The organism is Stenotrophomonas indicatrix (assembly GCF_050573115.1).
GTDB classification, from domain to species: domain Bacteria; phylum Pseudomonadota; class Gammaproteobacteria; order Xanthomonadales; family Xanthomonadaceae; genus Stenotrophomonas; species Stenotrophomonas lactitubi_A.
On record NZ_JBNYZT010000003.1, the window covers coordinates 152,239 to 169,350 of the forward strand.

Genomic DNA, 17,112 nt, shown 5'->3' on the forward strand with positions numbered 1-17,112 from the left:
ATCCTAGCGTGTACCTGGCCAAGGCCGCTGCCCTCATCGCATGGACCCGATCATGAACAAGCCCGCCGCACGCATCTCTGCCCTGTCGCTGTCGTTGATGCTGCTGGCCGGTTGTGCCACCACCAGCCTCGTCAGCGCGCCCGAATCGCCGGCCCAGAGCCAGGCGCTGGCGCTGATCGAACAAGGCAAGCCGCGCGACGCCGCCCTGCAACTGGAAGCGTTGGCCGCCACCCTGCGTGGTGGTGCCCGTAGCAACGCCCTGGCCGATGCGGCCTGGGCCTGGCATCTGGCCGGCGACAGCGCACGCGCGCGCAGCCTGCTGGGCCAGGTGACCGCCCGCCAGGTGAACGGTGCCAGCCTGCAGCGCTACCAGCTGGCCAGTGCCGAGCTGACGCTGGCCGACAAACAGCCGGCGCAGGCGCTGGCCCTGCTGAAGGATCATGGCGACAGCGTGCACCCGAGCCTGCGCACTCGCTGGTCGCTGGCCCGCGCCAATGCCCTGCAGGCTACCGGCGATGCCTTCGGCGCCGCCACCGAACGCGCCCGTGCGCACGCCGGTCTGGCCGGTGCTGCGCGCAACGAGAACCAGGCCGCCATCTCCGGCCTGCTCGGCACCCTTGACGATGCCACCCTGCGCAGCCGTGCCGCCGCACTGCCGGCCAATGACCCGTTGTACAACTTCGCCGGCCGCGCGCTGATCGCCCGTGGCCTGCCGCTGCCGCGCCCGTTCGATCGTGATGGCGCCGCCCAGTTCGACACCAGCAAGCGCCCGCCGGCCATGAGCGATGGCTACCGCCCACCGGCCAAGCTGGCGGTACTGCTGCCGCTCAGCGGCCGCCTGGCCACCGCCGCGCAGCCGGTGCGCGATGGCCTGCTCAGCGCGTACTACGGCGAAACCCGCCGTCGTCCGGAGGTCAACTTCTTCGACACCGCCGGTACCCCGGCCGGTGCGCTGGCCGCGTATGACAAGGCCGTAGCGTCCGGTGCCGACTTCGTGGTCGGCCCGCTCGGCCGCGACGAAGTGGATGCCGTGTATGGCCGCCAGCAGCTGCCGGTGCCGGTGCTGGGCCTGAACCGCGGCAAGGATGCACCGCCAGCCGGCAGCGCCGGTTTCTCCCTGGCACCGGAGGACGACGGCATCGTCGCCGCCGAATACATGCGTGGCCGCGAGCGCAGCAAGGCGCTGGTGATCAACAGCAGCGACGACACCGGCCGTCGCGCCGCAGCCGCCTTCGCCCAGCGCTTCGCCCAGCGCGGCGGCAGCGTCGCCGCCACCATCGCGATCAGCGAAACGGTGGGGGATGTCAGCGCGCAGGTGCGCAACGCCGGCGCGGTCGATGCCGTGTTCCTGGCCGTACGTGCACCGCAGGCCCGCCTGCTGGCGCCGCAGCTGGCGCTGGCCGGTGCCGGTGGTGCCACCCGCGTGGGTACCTCGCAGCTGACCACCGGCAGCGGCAAGGTCGAAGAAGACGTGGCGCTGGACGGCATCATCTACCCGAACGAAGCCTGGAACGTGCGCAGCGTGTCCGGCGTGCCGTCCGCTGCCCAGGTCGCGCAGACCCTGCCCAGCGCGCGCGGCGCGGCCGGCCGCCTGTTCGCCTTCGGCGCCGATGCCTGGAAGATCAGTGCCTACCTGGACAAGCTGTCCAACGAGGGCGGCCTGGACGGTGCCACCGGTACCCTGTTCCTGGACAGCAACGGCAACATCCTGCGCCAACCGGCGTGGTCCACCTTCAATGGCGGCCGGCCGATGCCGATCGTCGGTGGTCGCTGAGCGCAGCCAACGTGGCTCGGCGGTGGAAGCCGCCGCCGAGCAGCATCTGCAACAGGCCGGGCTACAGCCGCGTGCACGCAACGTGCGTTACCGCGGCGGTGAACTGGACCTGGTGATGGATGACGCCGGTACCGTGGTGTTCGTGGAAGTGCGCTACCGCGCGCGATCGGATTTCGGTGGCGGCGCCGCTTCGGTGGATGCGCGCAAGTGCCGGCGCCTGGCGCATGCCGCGCAGCTGTACCTGCAGGACAACCCGGCGCTGGCCAATGCGCCCTGCCGTTTCGATGTGGTGGAAGCCAGTGGTGAGCCACCGCAGTTGCATTGGCTGCGGGATGCGTTCCGGTTGGATGATTGCTGATGGGTACCGTCCGCTTTGGTAGAGGCCGACCTTGGTCGGCGCTTCTGTACCAACCAAGGTTGGCACCTACCAGAGCGCAGCCTGGCCGGCTCTACCACGGTGCGTGACTGATGCCTTCGATCATCACCCACGCAGCCGTGCCGCTGGCGCTGTGGTGCGCCGCTGATCGTGGCCGCATCCCGCCGCGACTGCTGGCGGCCGGTGTGGTCGCGGCAATGCTGCCCGATGCCGATGTACTGGCCTTTGCACTGCACATTCCCTATGCCGATGCGTTCGGACATCGCGGTGCCAGCCATTCGTTGCTGTTTGCCCTGGTGCTCGCCGTGTTGGCAGCGCTGTTGGCGTTCTTTGGTAGCCGCCGACCTTGGTCGGCGCCTTTGTGCCAACCAAGGTTGGCACCTACCGGAGAGGCAAATGCACGCTCTGGTAGAGGCCGACCTTGGTCGGCGGGTTTGTGCCAACCAAGGTTGGCATCTACCGTTCAAGCGGCGACGTTCGTCTTCGTGTGCGCCGCCAGCCATCCATTGCTCGACGCACTGACCTCCGGCGGCCTCGGCGTTGCCCTGGCCTGGCCCTGGAGCGAACACCGCTTCTTCGCGCCGTGGCGGCCGATCCGCGTTTCACCGTTTGCCCCGCAGTTCTTCAGCGCGCGCGGCCTGGCCACACTGCTCTCCGAACTGCGCTGGGTGTGGCTGCCTCTGGCCGGCGCCGTTGTTGCCTGGAAACTGATTCAACCCGCTCCTGCTGCCCCACGAGATCCGTCATGAGTACCGCACTACCCGCTGCACTGGTTGCCGAACTGTCCGCCCTGCTGGGCGCGGAAGGCTGGCGCATGGATGACGGCGCACTGGAGGCCAACGCACAGGACAATTCCTGGCGTCGCCAGCGACCGGCTGCGGTGGCACTGCCGGCAGATATCGAACAGGTGCAGGCGCTGGTGCGTGCCTGTCGCGTGCATGGCGTGGCCCTGGTCGCGCGCGGCGCGGGTACCGGCACCACCGGCGCTGCGGTGCCGTTGCCCGGCAGCATCGTGCTGTCGTTCACCCGCATGGACCGCATCCTCGAGATCCGCGCCGGTGACCGCTGCGCGGTGGTGCAGCCGGGTGTGCTCAACGGAACGCTGCAGCAGGCACTGGCACCGCACGGCCTGTTCTGGGCACCGGATCCTTCCAGCGCCGAGATCTGCAGCATCGGCGGCAACCTGGCCTGCAACGCCGGTGGCCCGCGCGCGGTGAAGTACGGCACCAGCCGCGACAACGTGCTGGGTCTTGTCGCAGTGACCGGCACCGGCGAGGTGATCCGTTGCGGCGGTGCCTACACCAAGGACGCCACGGGTTACGACCTGACCCACCTGCTGGTCGGCAGTGAAGGCACGCTGGCGCTGATCGTGGAAGCCACGCTGAAGCTGACCCCGCTGCCGGTCAGCCAGGCCGGGCTGCGTGTGCTGTACCGCGATGCCGACGCGGCCGCCGCTGCCGTGTCGCGGCTGATGTCGCAGCCGGTCGTTCCCACGCGCTTGGAATTCATGGACGCACGCAGCCTGGAGCTGTTGCGCCTCAACGGTGCCGACGTACCCGACGCTGGCGCGATGCTGCTGGTCGAGGCCGATGGTGACCACGACACCCTGCCCTACCTACTGCAGGCACTGGCCAACGCCGCCGAAGACGACGGCATGATCGAACTGGATGTAGCGATGGAAGGCCGCGCGCGCGACCAGCTGTGGGCGGCGCGCAAAGCGCTGTCACCCGCGCTGCGCAGCGTCGCGCCGGGCAAGATCAATGAGGATGTGGTGGTGCCGGTGTCGCGCATTCCGGAGCTGGTGGCCGGCGTGCAGGCCCTGGCCCACGACTACACGCTGACCATCGTCACCTTCGGTCATGCCGGCAACGGCAACCTGCACGTCAACATCCTCTACCACCCCGACGACGCCGACGAGAACGTACGCGCGCACGCGGCGCTGCCGAAGATCTTCGAACTGACGCTGGCGTTGGGTGGCACGCTGTCGGGCGAGCATGGCATCGGCCTGGCCAAGCGCGACTTCATGGCCAAGGCGTTCACCCCGGAAACACTGGCGGCGATGCGCGCGATCAAGGCCGCGCTGGATCCGGATGGCATCCTCAACCCGGGCAAGGTGCTGCCGCCGGTGTAGACCGCTGGTTCTACAACGTTGTGTCGTTCGCAGAATCGATCGGCGCTCTGCAGGGGTCGGATCCCAGCGGATCCGACCCCACCCACACTGCTTACCAGGCCATGCGCAGGCCCAACTGGCCACCCACGTTGCGGTAGCCGTGGTCGCCGCGCTGCACGGTCATGCCACCCCATGCGCCCCAGCGCTGGCCCAGCTTCAACTCGGCACCAGCCTGTACTTCATAGCGGTTGCGCGGCACCTCCGCGCCCAGCGTCTCACCGTTGAACTGCAGCGTGCTGGTACCGCTGCCACGCAACCAGTTGACGCCCAGATACGGCTGCACGATGTTGCCGGCTGCGGTGCCATGGCCGAACACGCGCGCGCCCAAACGCCCGCTCAGACCACCGACCTCGGCATGGTCGATAACCGTGCCATTGGTCTCCACGTGACGATCCGCGCGGTAGTCTGCATACGTCAGCTGCATCTGCGGCTGCACATACAGCGCACTGGCGGCGCCCTGCCACACATTGAAGGTGTAGCCGGTCTCCAGCGACGCACTGGCCACGCGCGAATCATAGTGCTCCGGCTCCAGGCCGATGCCCTGCACCCGGTTGTCGAAACGGCCGTACTGCAGGTTTGCATCGATGTAGGCACCCTGCGTGCCATCGGCATCCTGCATCCAGGTGCCGTACACCCCTGCCGCGTTACCGCGCACGCGACCCTTGGCGCTGTAGCCGGTCAGCTCGGACACCACACTGCTGTCGGCACGACCGCTGCCCAGCATCACCCCGAAGGCGGCGTTGCCCCGACGCAGCACGTCGCTGCCAATCTGCAGTACCGACGTATTGCCATCCACCGACAGCTGACCGCCGACCGCGCTGAAATCCGCCTGTTGGCGGCCCACGCGCGCCCATGCCGTGGGACCGTCCTGTAGCGACACCGCGCCAATACGGTCGTTCAGGCGATGGGCAAACATGTTGATGGCGGCCGACTGATTGGCCAGGTAGGCACCTGCCTCCGGGCGCAGCACCGGCGGCGGATTCACCGGGGTGTCGCCACCTTCGCCTTCTTCGCCGCCCTCACCCGGGTCAGGCCCCGGACCCGGGCCAGGATCGACCGCGCAGCCCGGCGCACCCGGATCGTCCTTGCAGACATCGAACCACTGCGAGCGCAGGTACCAGTTGCCGTCGGAAGGATCGGCAAGACCGCCCTGGAACAGGAAGTACTCGTAGGAACCGCCCACCGCACGTCCGGCCAGCGCATAGGTCGCCTGCGAAGCGCCGTCCACCTCGATCAGCTGGATGCCGTCGGTCGTCTGCGCGCCGGCACCCCCGATGTTCCTCACCGCAATACTGGCATCACCCGAGGTATCGCCACGCACATGCAGGCGATCAAAGGCGCTGTCGTCACCGCCCAAGGCCCCCTGGAACAGGAACGTCGCACCTTCGCTGTGCAGATCACCGTCCACGGTGAGCGTGTTGAATCGACCACTGCCGTCGGACAACGCCACGCCACTGTTGAGCACCTGCAGTTCACCCACCGTGGCGTCGCTGGTCAGCGTCCACTGGCTGCCGCTTTCAATCGCCATCGTCTGCACCAGGTCGGAAGACCCCTGCCACAGCGATCCGTCAGCCAGGCGCACGTGCACATCGGACCGCGGCACCAGGCCGGCGTCCTCGTCCTCGGGCGTGATGACGATGTCGCCCACCATCTGCGAATGCCCCTGCAGCACCGCGTCGAAACGCCCGGCGACAGCAGCATCCAGCGCGATGGCAATGCCGTTGCCACCCGATACATAGGCGTTGTTGGACAGCGTCAAACCAGCGTCACGGCTGCTGCGCACCCACACACCACCATGCTGCACGCTCTCCAGTGCACTTCCATCGATGCCAAGGCTGCCGTTGTCGTTGATCACCGCAGCCCACGCGCCTTCGCCTTCGGTGCGGACGTGCGTGTTGGTCAATGTCATCCCACCGCCGCCACCGGTCAGTACGCCGTGCGCCTGCCGTCCTTCAGTGAGGATCACACTGTCCTGCAGGTGGATGCTGCCGCCCTGGCGCGCAACCGCACCAATCGCGCCCGCGCCCGAGGTGTGAACCTGGGCCGCACGCGCACTGATGATCGGGCCGGCGCCGATGCCAGTGAAATCGGCATACAAACCATGGCTGCTCTCGCCGGACGTAGTCACACTCACGCTGTCCAGATCCACCGTACCGGTTCGCGCATCGATGCCGACCGCACGATCACCCTCGCTGATGACGGAACTGCGTGCCATTGCCAGCGTCGAGTCGGAGAACATCTTGACGGTTCCGGTCCCGTTGCCGGTGCTGTGGAAGCTGGAGTCCGCCACAGTGACTGCATTGCCACGGCCATTGATGTCCAACGCAATGCCGCTGGACTTCACGGTGCTTCCTGAAAGGTCGAGCAGGTTGCCATCGCCCAGCCAGATGCCCGACTCGCCTTCAATTGCAACGCCCGCCAGGGTCATGTTCGCACCGGTGGCCGACACCGCGCGGCTACCCAGCCCCATCGCCGAGATCGAGCCACCGGTCATGGTGATGTCACCGCCACCGGCGAGGCCGACCGACGACACACCTTCCATGCGGATGTTCACATCCTGCAGCGTGGCCTGGCTGCCGGTATGCGCCACAACGCCCATGCCAGCGCCTTTGTTGATGACGTCGGTCGCCGTCAGATGCAGTTCACCGCCGGTCGTCGCCAGCGCCGTGGTGGCACCAAAGCCAGTGGTGACCAAGGTCGAGCCGTTCAGTTCGATACGGCTGCCAGTTCCTTCGGCACGGGCGGCGGATGCGCCACCGCCGCTGGCGCTCACGTTGACCGCACCCAGCGGCACGATGCTGCCGCCGTTGAGCGCATGGAAGGCATGATTGCCCACGCCGGTTGCGCTGTAATCACCCGCTGCAGGGGTTTGTTCATCACCGTCGGCGATGACCTGCTGTGCGTGTGCACTGACGGGAATGCCTGCAGCGAGTACGGCGGCGAGGGATATGGCCAGCGCTGAGTAGTGAATGTGATGGGATCGCATGTGGGGGGCTCTGTTTGTCGTGACCGGCATGGTGAATGTCGCGTTGCGCACCCACCATGCAATTAGTTGCAATGTCGAATGCGACGTTTCGACGCATACGCGGCCGTTCAACGATGGTCGAGTGTCAACGTTGCTTCGCCACGCAGGTATCCAGGCACCAGCGCAGCGTCGGTGCGGATGTACTGGATCTCAAAGGGAACACGCTGTTGACCGGCCGCGGAAAGGCCATGCCGCCAGCGGCTGGCAAACCGGACGGGCGCCCCCTCTCTCAGCAGCCGCAGACGCACTCCCCGGGCCACCGAATCGGTGGTTGGAACCAGTTGCCCGGGCACGCCGCTGTCGCCATGGACATCCGCCACGGTGAGGTTCAGCGGCGTACCCGCCGATCTGCAGTTCACAACGACCTCCAGCGGGCGGGTACCTGCGGTGGCCCCTGGTGTGGACAGATCCACCGCCTGCGCCGGTTCCAGCGCGAGCGCGGCGTCGCTCGCCGTGCAGGGCAGTTGTGGCAGGCGGAGCCTCAGCACCACCGTGTACCGCAGTACAACCGCAGGATTGTTCTTCAACGAAAATTCCACACTGCCGCGGAAGGCTGGCACCTCCGTCATCACCCCGCCGCGCGAAAACAGAACCACCCCCAGCATTGGCTCGGCGACTCGGCCGAATCCGGTTTCGATCGTGGTCTCTGTGGACTGGTCGATACGCAGCGGAACCGGTTGGTTCATGGGAAGCCGCAGTACGCGAAACACAATCAAAGGCGACGACGCACTGAATGCGTAGGCCGGGTACCACTGCCCCGACCAGAAGACGTCACGGATGTAGGTCAGTCCTGGCATCGACGGACGGATGAGGACCGGTACGCGGTCGCCCGTCGAGCATCCGGTGAAACGGGACACCGTGGGCGCCGACAGTGGCCCATCCAGTGGCACGTCGGCCGTGGGTTCCTGGGCAATGCCACGGTCGCCCCACAGTTCGTGCTCCACTTGATTGACAGCGGTGCAGGCCAGCGCCGGTGCACTGGCCATGGCGGCTGCCAACAACAGGCATAGACGCGCGGAACCAACCGGGGACGGCGTCATGTCATCTCCCTGGCAGAAGCCATCTCGGCCTCACCGCTGCCGCCGACACACCATCGAATCGGTTGCAGAAGCGCGGGCGCCCATGTGCTTGGACATCATGGGCGTTACCGCGCATCAGCGCTGAAGCGGGGCGCAAGATAGTAGTACGCACTGCTGTCCAAGCCTGGGAACATCGGTGAGCGCAGCGAGACCACTCCGGTACGGATGCTGGACGAGTGCATCTGTCCGCCGCGCGAGAACACAAGCGCCGTGTAGTTGATGGTGTATTGCAGACCATCGCCGGCGCGTGTTTCGTACATCATTTCCATCTCCTCACCCAAGCGCAGCGGCCTGCGGTCGAAAATATTCCAGTACACGTCGAAAGCCAGCAGCGCCGAATCAGCCGAGGTCGCGTAGGACGCATACGTTCTGCCCTCGTACTGCAGTTCCCCCACATAGGTAAGCCCGTGGATGTCCAGACGCACGATGACAGGAATCGGCCCACCGGGGAACGAGCACTTCCTCATTGCCGAGCGCCCGCGCTCCTGATCCATGAGAATCCGAGGTTGTGTTGGAGCGGATGCATAGAAGGAATCAAGCACAACGTCGGGATACGCCGAGTAGTGCTCGCATGCTGCTGCCGTCCCGGAGACCATCAGCGCACCGGCAAGGAGCGCCGCCCCCAACTGGAGTGGGCCGCGCAACACCTGTTTGTCACCGGCGCTTGCCACGTCTGGTGCGCGGGACACGTTGGTTCCGCACGATAGAAATAGAAGTGCGGAACGAATGAGATCAAGTTTCATGCTGGTGCCTCGGCGAAGATGGCCCATCGTCGCCATCACCGCTGTGCCACGCCATCGAATAGGTTGCAGAATCCTGGACACGCGAGTACCTGTAGGCGATCGCCGCGTGCTCATCGCATGCGCAGATGAGCCCCTGCACGGTCTTACCAGTAATCGACGTTGAGCACCGCCTCTCCCTTGATCAGGCCCGGCACCAGCGGCTCGTCGGTGCGGATGTAGCGAGCGGTGAAAGCGTGATCGTGTACACCACCCACGCCCGGGTCGAAATTCCAGACCTGGCCGAACTGTACTTCGCTGCCATTGCGCAGCAGCTGCACGCGCACGCCTTCGGCATCCGAATCGGCCGTGGGTGTGAGCTGGCTGCCCGTGTTGCCCGCATCGCCGGCATCACTGAGGGTCATGCGCGCACGCGGCGGGTCCACGCCGCAGTCCATGCGGATGGACACGAGTTTTTCCTTGGCGGTGAAACCGGGCGTGGACAGCTCAGCGATCTGCACATCCTGTAGGACTTCAGCAGTATCGCGCAGCGGGCAGGTAACTGCAGGGAAGTTCAGGGTGTACGAACTGGTATAGACACCGTCAATTCCCGGCTGCTGAGGCGATGTCCAGTTCAAGGACACGTCAAACGTATACGTACGCATCCGCCCGCCTCTGGAGAAGAACTCGGGCCGGAAATCGACGTTCGCATTCATCGGCGTCTGCACCTCGATGGGATAGGTCTGTTCGCGCCCCACTTCAAGCGGAGCGCGTTCCCAGCCGAATACCTGTTCAAAGGTGAAGATCACCAACGGAGATTCAGGCCCGAACTCGTAAGCCGGGAACGTCATGCCCAGATAGTCGAGCGTGCCGACATAGGTCAACCCAGGTGCATCCAGACGTAGATTCAGATCGAAGTCGGCCGTGCAACTATGAAACGTCGTAGCGCCATTTGTCCCTCTGAACCATCGGCCACGCTCCTGCGGGTAAGTGTCATGGGTGAATTCCCGATCTCTTGGAGTGTTGCTGTAGTGCGTGCATGCTTGGACCACTGCGGACACTGTCAGCAGTGAAAGGCCAATTACCAATGCCGCCGCACGCGCTCGCGCGCTCTTTGCCATTGGCTTACGCTTGAATTCAATATTCATTGCCATGCTCCTTGGGCGTTGACTGGCCGCCTCACTCGTAGTCAGCAGTGACCACGATCTCAGTGGAAACTTCACCGGCACTCAGCGAAGAACCGGTCGGTGCGTGATACGCCGCCCGCAGGTCATAGCGCGCGGTGGCGCCGGTCACCGGCACATCGATGCCGGTGTCGCCGTCCTTCAGATAAGTGGTGCCGGTGGTGCCGGCCAGCAGCGAGATCGACACACCACTGGCTTCATCGGTGGTCGCGGTGTTCTTCCAGCGCTCGGCATCGCCATCGGCGGGCGTGCCGGCGAAGGACAGCACAGCCTTGTTCACGCCCACGCAGCCAGTGAACTCCAGCGCGCCGGCCTTGACCTGTGCATCCGCGCCGGGGGTCAGGTCACTGGCCTTCACCGGGTCCAGATCGATCGGCGCGGCATTGAGCGTGCAGGTGCCCGGCAGCACGCGCCCGGTGATGGTGAGGGTGGCGCTGTCGGCCAGGGCCACCGGCGCTACGGCCAGCAGAGCGGTAGAGAGGGCGATGCGGTTGAACAGCTTCATGGAAAACTCCTGCAAGTGACGTAAGGGAAAGGATTCAGAGCGAGGTGGCATCGACCGCGGTCAAGGCGGCCTGCAACCCGGGGCTGGGCGGCGGCAAGGGCGTGCACACCGCCTGGCTCCAGGACAGCCCGTAGGCATCCGGTGCGGCGGGCGTGGTGTATTCAAGGCGGCACCGCTGCGGGCCATCGGGGTCGACGATCAACCCGCCCTGCTCCGGGGCGCCGCGCAGCTGGATCACACCGCCCTGGCCCACCGCGCCATAGCTGCGGCCGGTCTCATCTTCGATGCGCGCGGCAAACGGCAGTGGTTGGCCCAGCGCATCGGTGGCATCGATGAACAACGTGCGCTCGCGCGTGGCGTTGAAGGCGACGCGCACGATGCTGCCTGCGGTCGGTGCCACCCGCTGCGAGGTCTGCAGCAGCTCCACGTCCATCGACAGGCCGGACGGATCCAGCTCGATCTGGTTCCAGCGGTAGGGGCTGACATGCGGCAGCAGCGCGTAGCCGTTGCGACCGATGCGCACATCGCTGCCATAGCCGATGCGCGCGCCCTGCGCACCGTCGGCTTGGATCAGGGCGAAGCCATCGCCCACCGGCGCACCGAAGTTGATGCCATCGCGATGCAGTACCACACTGCCGGCCGCACTGGCGTTGAAGGCGTTGTAGTCACCCGAACGGCTGTAGCCGGCGGTGACCGTGCCATGCCCGCCGCGGTAGGAGGCGTAGGCGCTGGCGCCGCTCGCCCCCTCGCTGGCAGCGTTGGCCGATACGTTGTAGTCCAGCTGCCGGTCTGCGCCCAGCGTGCCGCTCACGCCCAGCTGCGCCTGCTCGCCGCGGGCCGACTGCGCCAGCTGCGTGCTCATGCGCGGTGCAATGGGCGCCTTGCCCAGCGGAATGCTGAAGGTGGCCGAGTAGCGGGTGTCCTGGCGGCCATCGCCCTGCCGGTAGCGCATTGCCGAGAGGCTGTAATTCGCTCGGCCGAGCGTGCTCTGGAAGCGCAGCTGCAGGTCGTTCTGCGTTGCAGCGCCATCCCAGTAGCGGACGTGGCCACCACTGAGCGACAGCGTGCTGCGCTCGCCCATGCGCTGGGAGAAACTCACCTGGAAGCGCTGGCGGGCGCGGCTGCTGTAGCCCCAATCGTCCGAACGCGCCTGCGCGAAGTCGTTGAGCGAGAGGTAGCCACGGGTGCTGTAGCGGTGCGCGGCCAGGCCGAAGTTGGTGCCGGTGGCCGCAACGTATCGCTGGTAGTTCAGCCGGAAGCTGTTGCCGGTGATCTGCTCGCCATTGGCCAGGCGCGCGCGCGAATGGGTGACGTCGGCACCGAACGCGCCCAGCGGCGTGTTGATGGCCCCACCGAACAGTGCGGACTGGAAATCCTCTGCCACCTGCATGCCGCCCAGGGCGGTGAAGTGGTTGTTGATGCCACGCGCATAGGTACCTTCGGCAAAGCGCAGCGATTCGCGCACGCCACGGGCATCGCGCAGTTCACCGGCCGTGGCACTGAAGCGGCTGGCCCCCGGTCGCAGGGCCTGCGGCACGGCGGAGAAGTTGACCGTGAACGTCTGCTGGCGACCGTCGGCTTCGGTGACGGTGACATCGAGGTCGCCGCCGAAGTTGGTCGGGTACAGGTCTTCAATGGAGAACGGGCCGGGGGCCACGCTGACTTCATGGATGATGTTGCCGTTCTGGCGGATGGTCACCATCGCGTTGCCTTCGGCGATGCCCTGCACCACCGGCGCGAAGCCGCGCAGCGAATCAGGCAGCATGCGTTCATCGCTGGCCACGCGCACGCCGGTGAACGAGAGCGACTCGAACAGCTCGCCGCCCGTGTTGCCTTGCCCCAGCAGCAGCTGGCTGTTCCACGCCGGCAGGTCGCGCTGCAGGTAGCTGCTGATGACGTCGTGGCGCGAGCCGTAGCTGCTCTGGCTGAAGGAGGAACGATGGCGCAGGCGCCAGGCGCCGAGGTTCACGCCCGTGTTCAAGCCCAGGTACGTGGCGTTCTGGCCCTGCGCACGGTTGTGGTTGATGTTGTAGTCGAAGAACGCCGCGGTGACGCCATGGTCGCGCTGGTCCGGTGCCACGTAGCCGCGCGCATTGCGCGCCTGCGCGGCCTGCGGCACGTTCACCAGCAACTGCAGGTTGCCCGCGTCGTACTCCACCGTTGCGCCTTCCACCAGCGCGGCCAATGCAATGCAGGCATCGTCGTCCTGCTCCAGATCAGCCAGGTAGCTGTCTTTCAGATTCAATCGACGCAACAGGGCCACGGGCAGGCATGGCGTGGCGCCCACCGGTGCGGGTGCCTCGACAAAGCGGATGTCGCGATTCTCCAGGAACTGGCCATTCACCACCACGTCCAGTGGATAGACGCCCGGCTCCATCGGGTTGCCCTGTGCATAGCGCTGCATGTCGATGGACTTTCCGCCGATCAGGAAGCCTTCGCTGAACTGGAGTGGCTCGCCGGCCTCGGCACGGGCATAGCTGCTGAGCGTGATCGCCATGGCAAGGGCGATGGCCGCTCCCAGCGGGCGGCTGATGAGAGGACGCTGTATGCGGTGATGGAGAGGGCGCTTCTGCATGGAAAACGTCATTCGATGAGGCCGAAGCCGACATCGCTCGTAGTCGAAGTGGGCCGAAGCGTAGACAGCCCCCCTCCGCCTTCCCATGCAATTTGTTGCAAAGCGACAGCGAAGCACGGAAAGACGCGACTTTCCATGCACTGACTGTTTCAGGGCAATTCAGGCTTGTTTCCACGGCGCAAAGACAGTCAATCGAATGTGTTGCGGTTGTCGCACCGATTGCCTGCGACAGGCTGTCGCAGGGCGATATGTCGTTTCCTGACCGCCCGCTTTACCGCAAGCACGAACCCGCACATCACACAAGCACCTTGCAACTAATTGCATGTCCCCGGCGGGCGTGGCCGGGAACACTGTGCGCATCCGCCGGCTCGTCCGGTGCGGATCCCCTGTTTCCCCAACCGAGGACATTGCAATGTCGAACCGATTCAACCTGATCGCTGCCGGCGCGCTCGCGCTGGCCCTGTCCCCCGCAGCGTTTGCCGAGACGCTGGAGATCACCGGCGAGCTGATGACCAGCACCTGCTCTGTCGATGCCACCGGCGGCACCGTCACCGTGCCGATGGGCAAGGTGGACGTGGCCTCGGTCAATGCCGCTGATCGCGCCGGCATGAAGAACTTCAGCATCCTGCTCGACTGCACCGGTTCCGGCGCAGCCCAGAAGGTGGGCGTGCGCTTCGGCGGCACCCCTGATGGCAGCACCGGCAACCTGGCCCTGGATGCCGCCTCTTCGGCCACCAAAGTGGGCGTCGCGTTGTATGACGCCGGTGGCAACCAGCAGAAGCTCGGCGAAGACCCGCTGCAGTGGGTCGACATTCCGGCCGCCGGCACGGGCCAGCTGGACTACAGCGCCTGGTACTCGTCGCCGGGTCGCAACGCCACCGCCGGTTCCGCCAACGCCACTGGCGATTTCGTCGTGCTGTACGACTGAGCACTGCTGTGCCGGCCCGTCAGCGGGCCGGCACTTCCCACCCGATGAGGAATGACGATGAAGATTCGTGCAATGACGTGGATGACCGCGCTGCTGGCTGGCGCATTGGCGCTGCCTGCATCGGCAGCGGTGACGCTGCAGGGCACGCGCATCGTGCATGACGCCGCGCAGGGCCGCGACGTAACCGTGCGCGCCACCAACGGTGGCGATCAGGCGGCCATGGTGCAGGTCTGGATTGACGACGGCGACAGCCATGCGCGGCCGGAAAATGTGCGCACCCCCTTCCGGTTGACCCCGGCCGACCCGCGCCTGCTGCAGGCGCACCAGGGCCAGGCGTACCGCGTGACCTATGCGCCACGGCCATCGGAAGCGCCGCTGCCCACCGATCGCGAATCGGTGTTCTATTTCAATCTGCTGGATATTCCCCCCAAGCCCGCCGATGCCGCCGGCAAGAACCTGCTGCAGTTCGCCGTGCGCACCCGGGTGAAGCTGTTCCATCGCCCGGCGGGCCTGCCCGGCAATGCCCGCGATGCCGCAGGCCAGCTGCAGTGGCGAGCACAGGGCGGTGCTCTGCAGGTGAACAATCCCAGCGCCTACCACGTGACCATCAGTACGTTGACGCTGCCCGACGGCCGCAAGGTGGAGGCGGACATGATCGCGCCGGGGGCCGAGGTGCGGCTGCCGCTGCCGAGCGGTGCAGCGATGCCGTCGTCGCTGACGTTCCAGTGGCTGGACGATTACGGCACCCCGCGCGATGCCGAGGCCGCAGTCGCGCGTTGAACGCAGCCGGGCATGCGTTCGGCTCGACATCTGCCATGCAGGAAATGTCGCAACTGGCACGCGCATGTGCGCTTGGTTTAGCGCAGCGCATGCGACACGCATCTGCAACGTTTTCGAAATTGAAACTTTTCTGATTGGTACAGCAGCACTTGCGTGCACATCATGGCGCGCCACCGACAACGGGTGGCACGGGCTTGCAATCCCGTTAGGTTGATGTGTTGTTTACGCTTGCCTGTCGGCGTCGCCCATCCCTCGGGTGGCGTCGGCAGGCAATCCGTCCGCGCGTTTATGGCGGGCGGTGCGTGGGGGCCTCGTGCCCGCCGGCGCTTCTACATCAACCTCCGGTATTGCAACCACGCACCGCCTGCCACCCTCGCACCCGCGCGACAGTGGCCCCTTGCTACATGCACAAGGATGCCGCCATGACTTCTTCGCTCTATCCCTATCTGTTCGCCACACTGGGCGACGCCGTCGAACGCCTGCCGGATGACCTGGCCAAAGCACTGGAAACCACGTTGGGCAGCACGATGCGCGCCCACGCCGACGAAGGCATCACCCTGCTCAGCTGCCTGCAGCGCATTCGCCACGTGGAGGCCGCCGACGGGCGACCTTGGCCCTGGAAAACCCGCAATCAGGGCCACGGCATCGCGATGGCCCGCCTCGACCGTGCCAATGCCGGGCTGACACTGCTGCTGGAACTACTGCATGCCATCGAGCGTGTACGCGTGGACGGCGATGAGGGGCAGCAGGTGGGCGATGACGTGCGCGAGGGATTGATACTGGCCTGCCGTGGGCTGGCCGAATATGTCAGTTTGCAAGTGCACGCAGCTTGAGCGAAAGCTGCACCGCTTCTGGTAGATGCCAACCTTGGTTGGCACCTACCACAGCACCGCGATAGCGTCAGGTTGGGGTCAGAGCCCTTTGCGTTGCAAAGGGATCCGACCCCGCCGTGCTTCAGGTGAAGTGCTCGTAACCGCTCGGGCCGTCGTGGCCTTCGGTATGCACGCCCTGCCCTTCCATGATGCGGCCGATGCGGGTGATCGGCACGTCCAGCGATTCGGCCACGTAGTGCAGCGCGTCGCGCTGGTCGGCAGCGGCGGTGAAGCACAGTTCGTAGTCGTCGCCGCCGTGCAGCGCGCAGTCACGGGCCCCATCACGACCCAGCAGTTCGCGCAGTGCCGACGACATCGGTAATGCATCGGCGTCGACTTCGGCGCGCACACCGCTGCGTGCGGCGATGTGGCCCAGGTCGGCCAGCAGGCCATCGGAGATATCCACGGCGGCATGCGCGAATGCACGCAGACGCAGGCCGAGGGTCACACGCGGGGTGGGACGCAGCAGGCGCAGCCGCAGGGTTTCGTAGTCGGCCAACAGGGTGGCGGCGGTGACGTTCAATGCGCCCTGCTGCCACAGGCGCAGTGCACCGGCAGCATCGCCGAGGGTGCCGCTGACCCAGATGTCATCGCCAATCTGTGCGCGATCACGACGCAGGGCCTGGCCGCGAGATACCTGGCCCATCGCGGTCACCGACAGCGACAGCGGGCCACGCGTGGTGTCACCACCAATCAGGGCGATGTCGTGCTGGTCGGCCAGTGCGAAGAAACCATCGGCGAAGGCATCGATCCAGTCTTCGCTGGCCTCGGGCAACGATAGCGCCAGCGTGCACCAGGCCGGGCGCGCGCCCATCGCAGCGAGATCGGACAGGTTGACGGCCAGGGTCTTCCAGCCGATATCGAACGCCGGGGTCTCGGCCGGGAAATGCACGCCGCTGTTGAGCGTGTCGGCGGTGACCACCAGTTGCTCGTTCGGGCGCGGCTGCAGCAGTGCAGCGTCATCGCCGATGCCGAGCACGATGTCGTCGCGCTCGACGGTGCGGGCGCGGATGCGGTCGATGAGGGCGAATTCGGCCAGGGACATGGGGCGCTCCCGCGTTTGTACGTGCCGCGCCGTGCGCGGTGGGCGGTAGTGCCGGCCGCTGGCCGGCAACCTCAGAATCC

General features: G+C 66.2%; 14 protein-coding genes. 7 read left to right on the forward strand and 7 right to left on the reverse strand.

Annotation, left to right across the window (positions count from 1 at the left end; all coding sequences use genetic code 11):
* The first annotated feature begins 52 nt into the window (after positions 1-52).
* The 4 genes from ACQ5SA_RS09540 to ACQ5SA_RS09555 all read left to right on the forward strand — a co-directional run bounded on the left by ACQ5SA_RS09540 (position 53) and on the right by ACQ5SA_RS09555 (position 4,281).
* The gene (locus ACQ5SA_RS09540; RefSeq protein ID WP_499314083.1) at positions 53-1,774 is read left to right on the forward strand and encodes a penicillin-binding protein activator; all 1,722 of its coding nucleotides are present in this window, start codon (positions 53-55) and stop codon (positions 1,772-1,774) included.
* Positions 1,764-2,132 carry a YraN family protein gene (locus ACQ5SA_RS09545; RefSeq protein ID WP_181357032.1) on the forward strand — a complete coding sequence of 123 codons (369 nt, stop codon included), beginning with the start codon at positions 1,764-1,766 and terminating at the stop codon, positions 2,130-2,132. Before ACQ5SA_RS09540 ends, ACQ5SA_RS09545 begins: the two co-directional genes overlap by 11 nt.
* A 110-nt stretch (positions 2,133-2,242) precedes the next feature.
* The gene (locus ACQ5SA_RS09550) at positions 2,243-2,899 is read left to right on the forward strand and encodes a metal-dependent hydrolase (protein WP_499314084.1); all 657 of its coding nucleotides are present in this window, start codon (positions 2,243-2,245) and stop codon (positions 2,897-2,899) included.
* A complete protein-coding gene (locus ACQ5SA_RS09555; RefSeq protein ID WP_499314085.1) occupies positions 2,896-4,281 on the forward strand; it encodes an FAD-binding oxidoreductase in 1,386 nt (461 codons plus the stop codon). Before ACQ5SA_RS09550 ends, ACQ5SA_RS09555 begins: the two co-directional genes overlap by 4 nt.
* Before the next feature lie 91 nt (positions 4,282-4,372).
* Here the strand turns inward: ACQ5SA_RS09555 and ACQ5SA_RS09560 are convergent, their stop codons facing one another.
* The 6 genes from ACQ5SA_RS09560 to ACQ5SA_RS09585 form a co-directional block, all read right to left on the reverse strand.
* A complete protein-coding gene (locus ACQ5SA_RS09560) occupies positions 4,373-7,306 on the reverse strand; it encodes an autotransporter family protein (RefSeq protein WP_499314086.1) in 2,934 nt (977 codons plus the stop codon).
* Positions 7,307-7,413: 107 nt separating this feature from the next.
* Positions 7,414-8,385: a fimbrial protein gene (locus ACQ5SA_RS09565; RefSeq protein ID WP_499314087.1), complete on the reverse strand. Its 972-nt coding sequence runs from the start codon at positions 8,383-8,385 to the stop codon at positions 7,414-7,416.
* Between the two features lie 104 nt (positions 8,386-8,489).
* Positions 8,490-9,167 (reverse strand): hypothetical protein, encoded by a 678-nt coding sequence (locus tag ACQ5SA_RS09570; RefSeq protein WP_353101575.1) that lies wholly within the window; start codon positions 9,165-9,167, stop codon positions 8,490-8,492.
* Between the two features lie 143 nt (positions 9,168-9,310).
* The gene (locus ACQ5SA_RS09575) at positions 9,311-10,291 is read right to left on the reverse strand and encodes a fimbrial protein (protein ID WP_499314088.1); all 981 of its coding nucleotides are present in this window, start codon (positions 10,289-10,291) and stop codon (positions 9,311-9,313) included.
* A gap of 31 nt (positions 10,292-10,322) precedes the next feature.
* Entirely contained in the window at positions 10,323-10,832 is a 510-nt protein-coding gene (locus tag ACQ5SA_RS09580; RefSeq protein ID WP_499314089.1) for a fimbrial protein, read from the reverse strand.
* A gap of 34 nt (positions 10,833-10,866) precedes the next feature.
* Positions 10,867-13,407, reverse strand: a complete 2,541-nt coding sequence (locus ACQ5SA_RS09585; protein WP_499314090.1) for a fimbria/pilus outer membrane usher protein — start codon at positions 13,405-13,407, stop codon at positions 10,867-10,869.
* Between the two features lie 412 nt (positions 13,408-13,819).
* On the opposite strand from ACQ5SA_RS09585, the gene ACQ5SA_RS09590 reads away from it, so the two are divergent.
* The 3 genes from ACQ5SA_RS09590 (at position 13,820) to ACQ5SA_RS09600 (ending at position 15,948) form a co-directional block, all read left to right on the forward strand.
* Positions 13,820-14,335 (forward strand): fimbrial protein, encoded by a 516-nt coding sequence (locus tag ACQ5SA_RS09590; protein ID WP_499314091.1) that lies wholly within the window; start codon positions 13,820-13,822, stop codon positions 14,333-14,335.
* 57 nt (positions 14,336-14,392) lie between these two features.
* Entirely contained in the window at positions 14,393-15,115 is a 723-nt protein-coding gene (locus tag ACQ5SA_RS09595; protein ID WP_230110872.1) for a fimbrial biogenesis chaperone, read from the forward strand.
* 422 nt (positions 15,116-15,537) lie between these two features.
* Positions 15,538-15,948 carry a hypothetical protein gene (locus ACQ5SA_RS09600; RefSeq protein WP_499314092.1) on the forward strand — a complete coding sequence of 137 codons (411 nt, stop codon included), beginning with the start codon at positions 15,538-15,540 and terminating at the stop codon, positions 15,946-15,948.
* 121 nt (positions 15,949-16,069) lie between these two features.
* Here the strand turns inward: ACQ5SA_RS09600 and thiL are convergent, their stop codons facing one another.
* The gene (gene thiL, locus ACQ5SA_RS09605) at positions 16,070-17,032 is read right to left on the reverse strand and encodes a thiamine-phosphate kinase (RefSeq protein ID WP_230110874.1); all 963 of its coding nucleotides are present in this window, start codon (positions 17,030-17,032) and stop codon (positions 16,070-16,072) included.
* Positions 17,033-17,112 lie beyond the last annotated feature (80 nt).